Origin of the sequence: Lacticaseibacillus sp. 53-4 (assembly GCF_016861805.1) — a bacterium.
Classification (GTDB): domain Bacteria; phylum Bacillota; class Bacilli; order Lactobacillales; family Lactobacillaceae; genus Lacticaseibacillus.
In genome coordinates this window covers 1-12,833 of the sequence record NZ_BOLT01000022.1, presented here as the reverse complement: position 1 = coordinate 12,833, position 12,833 = coordinate 1, and the positions used below count along the sequence as shown (strand labels likewise).

The 12,833-nt window shown below is 57.4% G+C and carries 12 protein-coding genes; 2 read left to right on the top strand and 10 right to left on the bottom strand.

Features of this window, described 5'->3' with window-relative positions; all coding sequences use genetic code 11:
* Positions 1-16 precede the first annotated feature (16 nt).
* The 7 genes from udk to JUF21_RS08595 all read right to left on the bottom strand — a co-directional run bounded on the left by udk (position 17) and on the right by JUF21_RS08595 (position 7,732).
* The gene (gene udk / locus JUF21_RS08625; protein WP_203664040.1) at positions 17-655 is read right to left on the bottom strand and encodes a uridine kinase; all 639 of its coding nucleotides are present in this window, start codon (positions 653-655) and stop codon (positions 17-19) included.
* Positions 652-1,797, bottom strand: a complete 1,146-nt coding sequence (mltG, locus tag JUF21_RS08620; RefSeq protein ID WP_239061385.1) for an endolytic transglycosylase MltG — start codon at positions 1,795-1,797, stop codon at positions 652-654. The genes udk and mltG overlap by 4 nt, the downstream gene beginning before the upstream one ends.
* 156 nt (positions 1,798-1,953) lie before the next feature.
* Entirely contained in the window at positions 1,954-4,365 is a 2,412-nt protein-coding gene (gene pheT, locus JUF21_RS08615) for a phenylalanine--tRNA ligase subunit beta (RefSeq protein WP_203664022.1), read from the bottom strand.
* 3 nt (positions 4,366-4,368) lie between these two features.
* Positions 4,369-5,415 carry a phenylalanine--tRNA ligase subunit alpha gene (gene pheS / locus JUF21_RS08610; RefSeq protein WP_203624398.1) on the bottom strand — a complete coding sequence of 349 codons (1,047 nt, stop codon included), beginning with the start codon at positions 5,413-5,415 and terminating at the stop codon, positions 4,369-4,371.
* Positions 5,416-5,882: 467 nt separating this feature from the next.
* A complete protein-coding gene (locus tag JUF21_RS08605; RefSeq protein WP_125756370.1) occupies positions 5,883-6,245 on the bottom strand; it encodes a helix-turn-helix domain-containing protein in 363 nt (120 codons plus the stop codon).
* A 134-nt stretch (positions 6,246-6,379) separates the two neighbouring features.
* Positions 6,380-6,880 (bottom strand): hydrolase, encoded by a 501-nt coding sequence (locus tag JUF21_RS08600; protein ID WP_203664020.1) that lies wholly within the window; start codon positions 6,878-6,880, stop codon positions 6,380-6,382.
* Positions 6,881-6,973: 93 nt separating this feature from the next.
* Positions 6,974-7,732 (bottom strand): RNA methyltransferase, encoded by a 759-nt coding sequence (locus JUF21_RS08595; RefSeq protein WP_203664018.1) that lies wholly within the window; start codon positions 7,730-7,732, stop codon positions 6,974-6,976.
* 87 nt (positions 7,733-7,819) lie between these two features.
* Here JUF21_RS08595 and JUF21_RS08590 point away from each other — a divergent pair, with 87 nt between their 5' ends.
* Both JUF21_RS08590 and yidC read left to right on the top strand, forming a co-directional pair.
* On the top strand, positions 7,820-8,101 hold the full coding sequence (locus JUF21_RS08590) for an acylphosphatase (protein WP_203664016.1): 282 nt from the start codon (positions 7,820-7,822) through the stop codon (positions 8,099-8,101).
* 57 nt (positions 8,102-8,158) lie between these two features.
* Positions 8,159-9,139, top strand: coding sequence for a membrane protein insertase YidC (gene yidC, locus JUF21_RS08585; protein WP_203664014.1), 981 nt, complete (start codon positions 8,159-8,161; stop codon positions 9,137-9,139).
* Between the two features lie 144 nt (positions 9,140-9,283).
* Here yidC and JUF21_RS08580 read toward each other — a convergent pair whose 3' ends face one another.
* The 3 genes from JUF21_RS08580 to JUF21_RS08570 form a co-directional block, all read right to left on the bottom strand.
* A complete protein-coding gene (locus JUF21_RS08580; RefSeq protein WP_225419374.1) occupies positions 9,284-9,733 on the bottom strand; it encodes a MarR family winged helix-turn-helix transcriptional regulator in 450 nt (149 codons plus the stop codon).
* A gap of 28 nt (positions 9,734-9,761) precedes the next feature.
* The gene (locus JUF21_RS08575; RefSeq protein ID WP_203664012.1) at positions 9,762-12,095 is read right to left on the bottom strand and encodes a YhgE/Pip domain-containing protein; all 2,334 of its coding nucleotides are present in this window, start codon (positions 12,093-12,095) and stop codon (positions 9,762-9,764) included.
* A 162-nt stretch (positions 12,096-12,257) separates the two neighbouring features.
* On the bottom strand, positions 12,258-12,833 hold a 576-nt coding region (locus JUF21_RS08570; protein ID WP_203664009.1), incomplete at its 5' end, for an LPXTG cell wall anchor domain-containing protein.

Below are 12,833 nucleotides of genomic sequence, written 5' to 3'. Positions count from 1 at the left end.
TAGCGAATTTGTCAATTCACTCGCTCAGCCCGCGGGCCGCTAAAATCGCCCGGATCTTGGTCGTGAGCAAATCGATGGCGACCATGTTGTGGCCCCCTTCTGGCACCACGATGTCGGCGTAGCGCTTCGTCGGCTCAATAAACTGATGGTACGACGGCTTCACCGTTTTCAGGTACTGGTCGATGATGTCGTCCAAAGACCGCCCGCGCTCGCGCATGTCGCGGCGAACGCGACGGATGACCCGAATGTCGTCATCGGTGTCAACGTAAACCTTGATGTCCATCAGGTTGCGCAGCTCCTCATCGGCGAGGATCAAGATGCCCTCGACGATGATCACGTCTTTTGGTTCCATGTGCACGACCTCGGTCGATCGGTTGTGAATGGTGTAGTCGTACACCGGCCGGTCGATCGCGCGGCCAGCGATAAGCGCCTCGAGCTGGTCATGCAGGAGCGGTGTGTCGAAGGCTAGCGGGTTGTCGTAGTTGATCTTGCGGCGCTCTTCAAACGGCAGGTCGCTTTTCTTATAGTAAGCGTCCTGCGCCAAAAGCAGCAGCGAGTGGCCTGAGAACTGGTTGAAAATGGCGCGAGACACACTGGTTTTGCCGCTGGCGGAGCCGCCGGTGACGCCGATCACGATCGGTTTTTGTTTCATCAGTTAGCCCCCTGACCGTTGTCGGCGGCAAACGCTGCTGTGTTCACATTCTGCTCGGCCAGCGTGTGAGCGTAGCGGATCTCACCCGTCTTCAGGTTGGCCACGAAGTACAAGTACCCGGCGGAACGCTGCAGCGGTGTCAGAACGGCTTTAATGGCCGACTCTGACGGCGAGTTAAATGGTCCCGGCCCGTATCCCTTGTTGCGATACAAGTTATAAGGAGAATCAACGCTCGTGTCCTTGTTCGTCAGGTGGGTCGAATGTTTGTTCAATGCGTACATCACTGCCACGTCTGACTGAAGCGGCATCCCCGCGTCAAGGCGGTTGAAGAAGACGCCGGCAATCTTGCCACGGTCCAAGTCATTGACACCTTCACGCTCAACCAGGCTGGCCAGGGTGAGCACTTCTTGCACACTCAGCTTTTGTTTTTGGATGTTGGCCATGTACGGCGTCAGCACCGCGTTAGTCTTGTTGACCATCTGAGCGATCAGGGCCTGCGCGGATTCATTTTCCGTCACGGTGTAAGTCGCCGGGAACAGGTAGCCCTCGAGTCGGTAGCGCACGCCCTTGGCCTTGCCGGCACTTTCCAGCAGCTGCGGATAGGCTTTTTGCAGGCGCTTGAAGAAAGCCTCATCCTTCAGCGCGGCGATGAAGTTGGCGCGCGTCAGCTTGGGGTCTTTCTTGTGCAGCTTGGCCGCCGCGTCCGCGATGGTCTCCGCGTCCACCCCTTCTTTGACCAGCACCGTGCCGATGCCGGTCGTGCTGCTGCCGCCGCGCAGCGTGTCCAGCATTTCCTGCATGGTATTGGCCTTGGTGAAGCTGTACTGGCCGGCCTCATAGCTGGGCACATTATGGAATTTGACGTAGAACTTAAACACCAGCGCCGACTTGATCAGCCCTTTTTGCTGAAGCTTGGTCCCGATCTCGTCGGTCGACTCGCCGGTTTTGACCGTCACGAGGATTGGTGCCTTCGCCGCTTTATCCGCCGGCTGAAGCGCCGAGTGGACAAAGACCCCTGCCATCAGCACGACCAGCACCAGCACCGTCAGTCCGATCCCGATCACCCAGCGAACCACGTGCCTTGACGCTTGGTCGACTTGGTGGTCGCGCCTGCGTCTCTGATTGGAACTTGGTTGTTGCTCCACGTTTCTCCTCCCATCCCGGCGCAATGTACAAAAAGGCAGCCCAGAAGCGGGCTGCCTCATGCAGCGGATTACGCCCGAAAACCTACGTGAATTATACAAAAGCCCGCCGCAAAATGCGACAGGTTTTCGCCACCACCACGCGATTGTAACCGGGATTTAACGAATGACTGCGCCTAACTCTGACTTCAAGGCGGCCTCGACCCGGTCGTTCGCCTTGGTGACCTCATCGTCAGTCAAGGTCGCATCCTTGCGGCGGTAGGTCAGCGTGTACGCCAGACTCTTCAGCCCTGGTGCCAGCTTCTTGCCGCTGTAGACATCAAACAGGTGCGCATCCTGCAGGAACTTGCCGCCATTTTTGGCGATCACGGCCTGGATCTCCGCATTGGTGATATTCGCGGTGACCTGCACGGCGATGTCGCGGGTGACCGACGGGAACTTCGGTGCCGCAACAGCGGTCATCTCCGTGCGACTAGCCGCCAGCAGCGCATCCAGATTCAACTCGAACACATAGGTCTCGTTGATCTTTTGCGCGCGCTCAAACTGCGGGTGGAGCCGGCCAATCAGCCCAATCACTTCACCATCCAGCACCAGCTTGGCACTTTGCCCTGGGTGCAGCGACGGGTCGTCAACCAGCGCCTGGTACTCGACTGGCCCGGCGAGCCGGTAGTCTGCCAGCAGACTGTCGACAATCCCCTTCACATAGTAAAAATCAACTGGCTTAGCGGCCTGATGCCACCCCGCCTGAATCACATTACCGCTGAGTGCCCCGGCGATGTACTCGACCTCTTGCGGCCGGGTATGCCCGGCACTTCGAGGGAAGATCCGGCCTTGCTCATAAAGGGCCAAGTCGGTTTGCTTGCGGGCGACATTATAAGCCACCGCATCGATCAACCCGGAGACCAGGTTGCACCGCAGCGTCTGGTGGTCTTCGGTCATCGGGAAGGCCACATGGGTCTCCTCACTGTCGTCGATGGCAAAGGCGGCGGCCTTTGCCGGCGTCGTCAGCGCGTAAGAAATGATTTGGGTGAGGCCGAGGCCTTCCAGCAGCTTGCGGCTGCGCTTGCGGCGGGCCTGACTGGCCGTGAACTCGCCGACGGTCATGGTCGTCGTCGGCAGTGTGCTCGGCAGGTTGTCAAAGCCGTACAAGCGCGCCACTTCCTCAATCAGGTCAGCTTCGATGTGAATGTCCCAGCGGCGCGTGGGCACCAGCACGGAGAACAAGCCGTCTGCTTCGGTCACCTCAAAGCCCAGGCGGTCGAACAAGCCCGTCACGGTCTTGGCATCCAGCTGCGTGCCTAAAATGTGGTTGATGCGATCCAGCGAAATGTCCACTTCGACCGGCTCTGGGTCCACATGGCTGGCGCTGATGGTGCCAGTCGCCACTTCCCCGTCGCCGAGCGCGGCCATCAGCCGGGCCGCCTCGTCCAAAGCCTTGTTGATGCTGCCCACATCGATGCCTTTTTCAAAGCGCGACGAGGCTTCAGAGCGCAGGTTGTACCGCAGCGCCGTTTTGCGGATCGGCGTGCCGGCAAACATGGCTGCCTCGATGGCGACGGTGGTTGTTCCTGCGGTGATTTCCGAGTTCAGCCCGCCCATGACCCCGGCCAGCGCGATGGGCTTTTCGCCGTTAGTGATGACGATGTCGTCTGGGGTTAGCTCATGATCATTGCCATCAAGCGTGGTGAGCGGCTCGCCTGGCGTTGCCCGACGGACCAAGATCTGTTTGCTGCCGAGTTTATCGTAGTCAAACGCGTGAAGCGGCTGGCCATAGCCGAGCATGATCAGGTTGGTCACGTCAACGATGTTGCTGATCGGCCGAATGCCCGCGTTCCAAAGGCGGCGCTGCAGCCACAGCGGGCTGTCTTTGATCGTGATATTGTCGACCACGCGCATCTGATAGGAAGGCGCATCCTTTTCATCAGCGACTTTGACGCTCAGGTAGTCGGCCACTGGCTTGCCGGTTTCAACGACCGGCTTGTCCTCAAAGTGCGGCTTGTTGCCGTAAGTGGCGCCGACTTCCCAGGCCACCCCGCGCATGCCCAAAGCATCAGCGCGGTTCGGCGTGATTTCAAAGTCCAGCACGGCATCTTCCATCCCCAGGGCCTTGAGGGCATCGCTGCCGGGTTCAAGCGGCTCGTCAAAGACATAGATGCCGGCATCGTAGGCTTTAGGTGCAATGTCGTTGGAAAAACCGAGCTCCTGCAAGGCGCAGATCATGCCGTCAGATTCAACGCCGCGCATTTTGCCGCGCTTGATCTTGACGTTATCACCGATACGGGCGCCTGGCAGCGCCACAATGACCGTCTGGCCTTCCTCGATGTTTGGCGCACCGCACACGATCTGGCGCGGCTCGTCTTCACCGGTGTCGACCATGGCCACATGCAAATGGTCGGAATCAGGGTGCATTTTCAAGCTGACCACGCGGCCGACCACAACCTTCTTCAGACCGTCAGCCATGCGCGACACCGAATCGACCTCAATGCCGGTACGCGAGACCTTGTCCAGCAGTTCTTCGGGAGTGGCAGGAAAATCGACCAGTTCTTTTAACCAATCATATGAAACCTTCATCGCTTAACCCTCCTCCTTGAACTGTGACAGGAACCGCACGTCCCCTTGGTAAAAGCTGCGGATGTCGTCAATGCCGTATTTCAGCATGGCAAACCGGTCTGGGCCCAGGCCAAACGCAAAACCGCCGTACACGTCGGCGTCCACGCCGGCGTTGGTCAGCACGTTCGGGTGGACCATGCCGGCCCCGAGAACCTCGATCCAGCCGCTGTACTTGCAAATCGCGCAGCCCTTGCCGTTGCAGTGGAAACAGGACACATCGACCTCAACGCTTGGTTCAGTGAACGGGAAGTAACTTGGCCGCAACCGAATCTGCCGGTCCTTGCCGAAGACATGCTGCGCCAGGGCCAGCAGGGTCCCCTTTAAATCAGCCATCGTGATATGTTTATCAATCACCAGGCCTTCGATTTGGTGGAACTGGTGAGAATGAGTCGCATCATCGGTGTCACGGCGGTACACGCGCCCGGGGCTAATCATTTTCAGCGGGCCTTTGCTAAAGTCGTGCACTTCCAGCGTGCGCGCCTGAACTGGGCTGGTCTGGGACCGCATCAGCAGCTGATCATCGATGTAAAAAGTATCCTGCATGTCGCGGGCCGGGTGGTCCTTGGGGATGTTCATCATCTCAAAGTTGTAGTGATCCTCTTCAACTTCAGGGCCGTCAACGACTTGGTAGCCCTGGCCAATGAAGAACTCCTCGATGTCATCCATGATCTGGTCGATGATGTGCGGGGTTCCTTGGACCACCTGGTCGCCAGGCAGCGTGACATCGATGGTCTCCGTCGCCAGCTTGGCCGTCAGTGCGGCCTGTTCAAGGGCCTCCTTGCGGTTTTGCAGATTCTCCTGCAAATCAGCCTTAATCTGGTTGGCAAACGCGCCCACCTTTGGCCGCTCTTCCGGCTGCAGATCCTTCATGCCGCGCAACACTTCTGTGATCGGGCCTTTTTTCCCGAGCAGATTGACGCGGATCTGGTTCAGCGCATCGAGATCTTCGGTTTCCTTGATGCGTTTCTTGTTTTCTTCCCGAAGCTGTTCCAGCTTGGTTTTAAGATCCATGATTGTCCTCCTTTTAGGGCTGAAAAACTGGATTAGTGATGCTTTGAAAGGCGCAGTCGTGCTAAGGCGGGCAACGGGTGAGCATCCAGCTAGGCTCAAAGCCTCGCCGGCAAAAAACGCCGGCAATGCCTTGAGCTAGGCTAGCCGTCGAGCTAAGTGCGCCTCGCTTCGCAGCCTGCACAAAAAAAACGCCCCGCCCCTCTAAAAGGGACGAAGCGTCGCGGTACCACCCTTGTTCACGCCAAATAGGCATGCACTCAACTTCATAACGGCAGGACCGGAGCAGCCTTTCGACTGTCTACTCAAGAAGTGAAAACCAACCTTTGGCCGCCGCGGTGTCTTTCAGTCATTGAACACCTTTCCTGACTGGGCCGCCGGTTCGCGCTTCTCTCACTGTATTTGCATCATATATGCTTCCAGTGTAGCAAAAAACCGCGATTCGTCAAGGCTGCCCTAAAATCGCGTGGTTAGTTCTGGCACTCAGCGTCAGTGATCCAGCTGTCGCCCCAGGTGTGCGCCGCGGCCATCACTGGCTGAAGCGCCGCCCCCTTGGCGGTCAAGGCGTATTCGATCAGGCTGGAATCAGAATGGGTGATGCGATCGACCAGCCCCTGGCTTTCTAGTTCTTTCAGCCGCTCAACCAGTACGCGATCGGAGCACTTCTTGATCGTGCCTGCAATGACCTTGAACCGAGAAGGACCATGCTCAAGCAAGGTCTCCAAAATCAGGCCGTTCCATTTCTTCCCCAAAATCACGAAAGTCTGAGTAAATTTCGGACACAAGCTTAGTTCCGCTTTACTCGGTTCTTTCACCGCTACCTGTTCTGCCATGTAATCACCTCATATGATTTTTCACGCTTACAAATTGATAGTATTAGTATAACCCATCCACCATCAATTACAAGTTTTTTGCCCGAGGCGGTGGCAGGCATGAAAAAAGAAGCCCGGAGCTGCTCCGGACTTCCCTATTGATGTGCATGTTCTAATCGGCGAAACGGGTGCATGACCTTCTGCAGCTCAGGCAGCAGGTATTCATCCACTGCGGCGTAGTCATCGACCAAAGACACCACCACGGTTTCTTTGTACTTCGGCATGCCGAGGGTCGCCCCCCACATGTGCTTGATGATGATGTCCTTTTCCATGTCAGACAGGTCGGTGAGCTTCTCTGCATTGCGCAAAGCGATCCGCGGGTGAATGAAGGCATGCGTGCCCAGTGAAAACTTTGTCACCCGCCAGTCGTAATAGAACAAGTCGTGCAACAGACCTGCTCGCGCCAACGCACGAGTGTTCAGATGCCATTTCTTGCCCAACAGGAAGCTGCGGTAAGAAACACTGATGCTGTGATCCAGACGAGTCGAGTGATGATGCTGCGTGTAGTCGGCCAGCTTTTGCACCGCCGGCTGCGCCAACAGATCTTGGACACAGTCCAAATACTCCTGATCGTCAGACCATTTTTGATGACTCATTCAGTGGCCCCTTTTCGCTCGCAATTGTGTTGTTGTCCAACACAGTTATAGTATAACAGGTCGCAGTGAAAAATTGCGCCTGTTAAGCCATTCTTAAGCCGTCAGGTGAAACAAGATCACAGCCGCAGCAATCGCCACATTCAGCGACTCCGCCCGGCCCTTGATTGGAATGTACAGGTTCTGGTCGGTCGCGGCAAGCAGGTCGCGGCTCATGCCATTGCCTTCGTTGCCAACGATCAACGCGAATTGGTCGCTCGGGTCAACCTCGCGGTATGGCTTGGCCGCCTCGTTGAGCTCCGAGCCGTACACCGGGATCCCGGCCTTCTTCAGGTTCTCGACTAAGCGCGGCAGCGGCGCGGAGACAATGTTGACGTGGAACTGGCTGCCCTGCATGGCGCGCAGCACCTTAGGATTGAACGCATCAGCGGTGCCGCCGCCAAAGACGACGGTTTTGACGCCAGCGGCATCCGCGGTCCGCACCAAAGTACCCACATTGCCGGGATCTTGAATGGCATCCAGCAGCAGGTACTGGCCGCTCAGTGCGCTGTCCAGCTTCTGCTCTTCCAGCGGCAGCACAGCAAAAATGCCCTGCGGAGTTTCAGTTTCGGCCAGGTGCTTGGCGACGTCTGGCGAAATCTCGGTGGTCACGTCGTAAAACGGCTTCAGCTCCCGCTCGGCGAGAAACTTCTCGGTGGCGTAAATGCGCCGCGGCTGCTGGCCGGCCTTGATGGCCTCTTGCACCAAGTGCCACCCTTCCAGCAGGTAAGCCCCAGCTTGTTTTTGATATTTTTTGACCGTCAATTTCTTGGCGGCTTTAATGTGGTCGTTTTTTGCAGATGAGATATATTCCATGATCATCCTCCTCGGGCTTAAGTCTAACATATCCGCTTAAGCTTTATGCTAAACTAATAGAGATATCGTACTTTGCGGAGGGATACTATGGTTAAAATTGCCAAAAGCATCACAGTAAACGGGCGTGTCCAAGGCGTCGGCTTCCGCTGGATGACCCAAATGGTGGCCCAGCAGCTGCACATCGTGGGCAAAGTCGAGAATAATATGGACGGTTCAGTCTACATCGAAGCGGTCGGCGATCCAGCCGACATGGCGCGCTTCACGGCCGCCATTAAAGCCAGCCCGACCCCGAGCGGCAAGGTCACTTCATATGAAGAAAAGCTGCTCGACCCGATCCCGGCATATGACAAGTTCCGCGTTACTGGTTGAAAGCCGGCGAGCGGTCAAGTAAGATAGTCGGCAGTAAGTTTAGGAAGGAATTCACTCATGCACAAATCTAAACGGTGGCTCGCCCTCAGTGGCGTGGCCCTGATTCCACTTTTTCTGGCAGCCTGCAGCCGGCAAGCGTCCACCCAGCTGAAGCCGCCCACCGGCTTCTTCGGCGCCTTCTACAACGTGATCGGCAAGCCGCTTCAGCACTTAATGGTCTGGATCGCCGGGTTCTTTGGCGGTTCGACCGCCTCTGGCTTCGGCATCGCGATCATCATCATCACGCTGGCCGTGCGCTTGATTCTGCTCCCGCTGATGCTGAACCAGCAGAAGAACATGACCGAATCGCAGGAAAAACAGCGCGTCTTGAAACCGCAGCTCGACATTATCCAAAAGCAGATGAAAAAGCCGGGCATCACGCAGGAAGAAACCCTGCGCCTCAATGCGATGATGCAGGACGTTTACAAGAAAAACGGGACCTCGATGATCCCGTCAATGGGCTGCTTGACCATGCTGATCCAGCTGCCGATTTTCTCCGGGCTGTACCAAGCGGTCGCTTACTCACCTGAGATCTCGAGCTCCAAGTTCTTCGGCATCGCGCTCGGCCAATCCAGCATGCTGATCACCATTGCGGCGACCCTGCTGTACTTTGCTCAAAGCATGATCATGCTGCAGGCCTACCCGAAGGCGCAGCGCAAGCAGATGCAGACCTCGGCCATGCTGAACCCGATCATGACGTTCTTCTTCTGTATGTTTTACAACGCCGGCCTGGGGCTTTACTTCCTCGCCGGTGGGATCATCGTCTTGATCCAGCAGGCCATCGTCACCTACGTCATCACGCCAAACATTCGCAAGCGCATGGACGCGGAAATCGCGGAAAACCCGCCGGTGATCGTCGTTGATGAGCACACCTTCGACGAACCAGAGCCGGAAGCAGAAACCACGACCACCGTGGACGAGCTGACCGGCAACGACCAACCTGCCCCGACTGCCAAGCGCAACCGCAACGCCGGCAAGCAGCGCCACCATAAGGATTAAGCAAGGCAGCGTCCTCAGCTGAAGAGCCCTACAATCGCAGACCAAAGAGTCTGATGATTGTGGGGCTTTTTTGTGCCAAGCGTCCCAACGCAAAAGCCCCCGGGCAGACGCAGCTGCTCGGAGGCTTCAGAGTTCAATTTGTGGTTAATCGCTCGACCGATCGTTTTTAATGACTTCATCGCTGACGCGGCGCATAATGCGCAGCAGTTCTTTGGCGTCTTTTTCACCGATGACCTCGACCCACCCATAGAAGCGCTTGTGAATGGCCTGGTTAATCTCGACCGTCACTTGATTGCCGCTATCGGTCAGATCCAAGTACTGGCGACGGCGGTCCTTAGGGTCCGGCGTTTGCACAATGTAGCCGGCATCCAGCAGCGACTTGAGCTGGCGAGAAATGGCCGCGCGCGTGACATGCCGGTGCTTGGCGACTTCTGACAGCGACAAGCGCTGGCCCGCCGCGACGTCACGCATGATCAGAAACTGCTCAAACGACAGGTGGTAGGTCATGGTCGGCACAGAAACCAGCTCGCTGATGTACTTGAACCCAGAGAGGTAGACATCGATGTAATCATCTAGTAAATCGCGCTCTGCCACAAAAAGCCCTCCTCAAATTTTCTTACACTTACTCTACCACATCTGAGGGCTGCTTGATACGACGCGGCACCCAAAGAATCACGCCGAAGAGGACGCCAAACAGCAGCAACGCAATCACGTCCAGGAGGCTGCCGGTTTGCAGCCCGTTGAGGCTTTGGTTCAGCAAGTCAAGCAGGTACGTCCCGGGCAGTAGGTGCGCCAGAAATTGGTAGAAGCCTGACAGCATGGCGTTTGGCAGCAGTCCGCCAGAGACGATCAGCTGAACGAACAGAAGCGCCAGCGTCGCGAGGACCCCAAGCGTCCCCATGAAGCGGTCAAAGGCAAAGATGATCATGGTGAAGACCGCCCCGGCAACCAACAGGGTCAAGAACAAGCTGATCGGATGGGCGATCGCAACGCCCATGGCGGTGGCGACCAAACCGATCCCGACGGCCTGCAGTGCCACAGCCAGGCCCACGACCCCGATTCGGGTGACCAGCTTCTGCGCGGCAAAACTCTTCGAGTAGCGTCCAAAGCCAAGCTCGGTCAGAAGCGACGCGATGAAGCTGACCATCAGCAGCACCAGCGGCGCTAAGATGTTGGCCAGTGGCCGGGCCAGTGGATCACTGGCCGTTTGCGTCGCCACTGGGGTGACAAACTGTGCCACATTCGCCTTGCCGGTACTTAAGTTGACGACTTGCCCGGCGCCGCTGCCCAGCTTGACGTTGAGCTTGCTCATTCCATCTGCGACCTGCTGATTACCATCCGCAAGCTTGGTAGCGCCATCCGTATACTGAGTGATGCCGGCAATCAATCCGGGATTGGTGCTCGTCCCGTTCAGACCGGCAGCCACCTGCTGCAACCCGGAATGAACCTGATCCAAGCCGCTTTGCACTTTTCCGGACCCGGCAGCGAGCTGACCGGCACCTTGCACGGCCCCCATGGTGCTTGGGGTGCTGCCGGTGCGCGTGAGCCCAGCCTGGACGGTGTTCAAACCGCCTTGCAGCGTGCCGATGGCTTGTCGCACCCCGGCAGCCAGGGCAGGCGCGCCTTGCTTTTTGTCAGCCAGCTGGTTGATGCCGTCCTTCAAGTCAGTCATCTTGCCACTGAGCGTGGTCAGGTCATTGCCCAGCTTGGGCAGCGTGCTGCCAGTATCGGTGAGCGCGACTTTGAGCTTGGTCGCAGCAGCCCCGCCTTGGGTCAGCGAGACGCCAGCGCCTTGCAGTGCGGCCGCGCCGTCGGTCATCGTTTTTTGAATCGTCTGGAGTTCCTGCAGCAGCGCTGGGTTTTTCGCCGCCAGCGCCAGGACCGCCGGTTCTTTCATCAGCTGCCCCTGCAGCGTCTTAAGCGTCTCGCCGGCAGTGGTGAAGTTGGTGCCGGCGGTTGCCAGCTGAACGGCGGCTGACTTCGCATTTTCCTTGTCGAAAAGCTGGCCGTTCAAGTCGACCAGTGCGGCTTGCATCGCAGCCGCATTCGCGCCCACTTTCTTCATATTCGTCGAAATGTTGCCGTTCAGCGTCACCATCGCGGGGTCATTGACCCCTGCCGCCAGCGCGTTGACGCCGGCAGTCATCGTGGTGAGGGCCTGGTCAAGCCGAGCAAGGTCAGGTGCGCCGGCCGCGAGCTGCTGCTGGATCTGCGCCGCCGCCTGCTGAAGACTCAGGCGCAGCGTGTTGGCGCCGCCTGCCACCTGCTGATTGCCCGCGAGCAGCTGCTGGTTCCCCGCCAGCAGCTTGGTGATCGCATCAGGCAGCTGCTTGGCACCATTGGTGAGCTTTTCGTTGTTGGCCGTCAGCTGCATCAGCCCAGCCTGAACCTGATCCGACCCATCGGCCAGTTGCGCCGTGGCCGCGTGGGCCTGGCTTACCCCGTCGCCCAGCGAATTCAAGGCGGTCAGGGCAGCCCCGTCATAAGCCTGCTGAACGTTTTGCACGACCTGCGCCTGCAACTTGGTGGCCACCGTCGTGTTGATCAGGTGCGAGGCGAAATTGTTGTGCGGCGACAGCGCGATTTTCAGCGTGCTGTGCTTTGGTGTTGGGCTTAGTGCGGTGGTGACGTTGCTGGAAAAGTCTTCCGGCAGGGTCACCGCCATCAGATAGGTGCCCTTTTTCAATCCCGTTTGTGCGGCCTGCGCGGACACAAACGCCCAGTCCACGTCGTGATTGTCCCGTAGCTTTTGCGTCACATCGCGGCCGGCGTGAACCGAAACGCCCTGAAACTTCGCGGGCTGATCCTGGTCAACCACCGCCACCTTGATATGTTGCGTTGTGTTTGCCTGTTCGTAGTTCACGAATTGCAACGCGATATAGAGCAACAACAACGGGATCGCCACAACGAGCCCAATCAAAGTGATGAATCGTGCATGTTTTTTCACTGATAGCACAAATAGCCACTTCCCCAAATAAGTTTTGTTAACAGCAGTAAATGTCAATGCCATTAACATAAAAGCCATTTTGCCCGATTTGCTTAAGGATGTCAACCAATTTGCATCAAAAAAGAGTCGGTTCACATCACTGTGAACCGACTCTCTCTTTGATCTGTCTTGCTAATCGCGCTTCCGCCGTGGGTTGACCAAAGCGAACAGGCTGCCAATCATCGCTAGCCCTAACACTGCTAATTTGTTGTTAGACGCTTCACCAGTGGCCGGTAACTTGCGTGAAGCCCTTGTGCTTTGCTGCTTCAAGGCTGCCGCAGTCTTTGCCTTCAGGTCAGCTGGCGTCTTTTCAGACTCGGCTGACGTGTCTGGCAAAGTGATCCGACCAGTAGCTTGACCAGTAGTTTCCGTACTTCCTGATGGCTCGCCTACATTTGTCGACCCGTCTGGGTTAGTTGTGTCACCACCTGGGTTAGTGTCGCCACCCGGATTAGTGCCGCCACCTGGGTTCGTGTCGCCACCTGGGTTAGTGCCACCACCTGGGTTAGTATCGCCACCCGGATTAGTGCCACCGCCTGGGTTAGTGTCACCGCCTGGGTTGGTGTCGCCACCCGGATTAGTGCCACCACCTGGGTTAATGTCGCCACCCGGATTAGTGCCACCACCTGGGTTAGTGCCACCACCTGGGTTAGTGCCACCACCTGGGTTAGTGCCACCACCTGGGTTAGTGCCACCACCTGGGTTAGT

Bases quoted from the DNA above. Each gene is read 5' to 3' on its own strand.
- pheT (WP_203664022.1), bottom strand. From the start codon at position 4,365: ATGAAGGTTTCATATGATTGGTTAAAAGAACTGGTCGATTTTCCTGCC.
- yidC (WP_203664014.1), top strand. From the start codon at position 8,159: ATGCACAAATCTAAACGGTGGCTCGCCCTCAGTGGCGTGGCCCTGATT.
- JUF21_RS08595 (WP_203664018.1), bottom strand. From the start codon at position 7,732: ATGGAATATATCTCATCTGCAAAAAACGACCACATTAAAGCCGCCAAG.
- pheS (WP_203624398.1), bottom strand. From the start codon at position 5,415: ATGGATCTTAAAACCAAGCTGGAACAGCTTCGGGAAGAAAACAAGAAA.
- JUF21_RS08600 (WP_203664020.1), bottom strand. From the start codon at position 6,880: ATGAGTCATCAAAAATGGTCTGACGATCAGGAGTATTTGGACTGTGTC.
- JUF21_RS08590 (WP_203664016.1), top strand. From the start codon at position 7,820: ATGGTTAAAATTGCCAAAAGCATCACAGTAAACGGGCGTGTCCAAGGC.
- JUF21_RS08605 (WP_125756370.1), bottom strand. From the start codon at position 6,245: ATGGCAGAACAGGTAGCGGTGAAAGAACCGAGTAAAGCGGAACTAAGC.